We start from the raw sequence: 1,826 nt of genomic DNA on the forward strand, positions 1-1,826 counted from the left end.
CCTGGCGGGATCGTATGATCTGTCGATCTGCGAGATGAACACCAACACCAGTTCACGTTCCCGGGCGAACGACCTGAGCGCGCGTATCTGCACCATGAGTTCGGGATTGTCCCGCTTCTGGTCGAGCAGCTGCAGATAGTCGATCACCGCCAGCGTGCCGGGCGGCGCCGACCGCAACGCCTCGATGATGTAAGCGGCGCTGATGGCGTCGGAATTGTCGAACTCGAACAGATGGTCGAAATCCGCAGGGTCGGCGCCGATGTCCCGGAACCGGTCGAGAATGTCGGCATGCATATATTCCAGGGTAAAGAATACGGCGCGACTGCCCCGCTTCATGGCCGCCACGGCGAGCTCGAGGCTCATCAGCGTCTTGCCCTGCCCCGGCCGTGCCGCCACGAGGACCATGTCGCCGGGCATAAGCCGCTCCAGCAGCCTGTCGCCAGGCTCGGCTTCGGCGGCTTTTGCCGCAAGCAGGCTCCAGCTACAAAAGCCTTCCTTGGCGGCAACGCGGTCGAGCGCCTCGTGAAGGGGGACATTTTCCCGGCGAGACAAGAGCCTCGCCTGGCGTTTCAGATGATAGACGGGTGCGGAAAGCCGCATCGAAAAACCTCCTGCCGCGAGCAGTCTTGGCAACCCCTCCTTATGCCTGGCGCTCGAACAGTTGGTTGGTGATGGACTGCCCTGCATGAACGATGCTTCCCGATGGAGGGAGGAGGCGTGGGCGCGCCGGAATCAGATCATAGCGCAATCGAAGCAGGCCGGAAATCCGACCTCCAAAAGGCGTCGCTAAACTAGAAGTGTTTCGCCGATGCGTGGGGACCTTCTATGATTGGTCCGGGTGATTCACAGGTACGAGACGTTTCGACAGGAGGGGCAAAACGGTGCGGTTGAGATCTGTTCCGCTTGGCGCGGCTATCTTTTGCCTTGTCGCAATCCTGGCCGCTCTGACGGCATCGGTCAGCTCATTTGCCGCCTTGCGACCGTCGACCATTCCCGACTGGTTGCAGCGCCATGTCGGCGATGGCGACGGCCAGATCTCTGAAGTCGTGCTGGAGCGGGCACGCGCGCTCTACCAGAAGAAAGTCAGCGACGGCTCGGTCAATAACCCCTGCTACTTCGCCATGGATGCCACGCGTCCCGGCGACCTCGGCAACAGCGTGCTCGGCCAGCGCTACTACATCATCTGCGAAGCCAAGCAGCTCTTCCGCGCGGTTTCCTCGGGCCATGGCGGCGGCCGCAACCTGAAAGGCGTCGCCGATTTCTCCAACGGCAGGCGCTGCGCGAAGAATTTCGGCAATGCGATGGATTCCGAGTTGACGGCCGGCGGCGCCTATATGACCGCCGAAACCAAGACGTCCTTCAAGGGATACTATCGCGTCGGCGCGCAGAACGCGGTTTTCATGCGCAGCTTCATCCAGTTCGACGGCGAAGGGGAAGCGGCGAACGCCAGGCAGCGTGTCATCGGGGGGCATCCGGCGGCCATCCTGAAGGGCTTGTGCATGCGCAAGAACCCGCAAAGCTCTTACGCCAACCGTGACGGCTTTGTGCCCTACGGCAAGCTGGTGAATTACGCCGGCGGCCGCAGCAATGGCTGCACCAGCTGGTCGCCAGCCGATGCCGAGCAGATCATCCCCCTGGTGAAGAACAGCCCGACGACGCTCTACATCTATCCGGAATCGCGCGACATCGCCGCCGTTGCGCGCGCCAAGGCCGGCGGCCAGGCGCTCTCGGCAGCGGGTGTCTATTGGAACGCCTCCTGCCTGAAGGAGATCGGCACCCCGAAATTCTGGCCGAAGAAGACGCTGGAGCCAATCATCGCGCAATAC

At 62.3% G+C, this 1,826-nt stretch carries 2 protein-coding genes; one reads left to right on the forward strand and one right to left on the reverse strand.

Translation table 11 applies throughout. The features are described from left to right. Positions 1-600: DNA helicase (locus EOA24_RS36510; protein ID WP_127410740.1), on the reverse strand; the 600-nt coding region annotated here is incomplete at its 3' end. A gap of 281 nt (positions 601-881) precedes the next feature. On the opposite strand from EOA24_RS36510, the gene EOA24_RS36515 reads away from it, so the two are divergent. Further along, the coding region (locus tag EOA24_RS36515; RefSeq protein WP_127410741.1) for a hypothetical protein at positions 882-1,826 on the forward strand (945 nt) is incomplete at its 3' end.

Origin of the sequence: Mesorhizobium sp. M2A.F.Ca.ET.039.01.1.1 (genome assembly GCF_003998035.1) — a bacterium.
Taxonomy (GTDB): domain Bacteria; phylum Pseudomonadota; class Alphaproteobacteria; order Rhizobiales; family Rhizobiaceae; genus Mesorhizobium.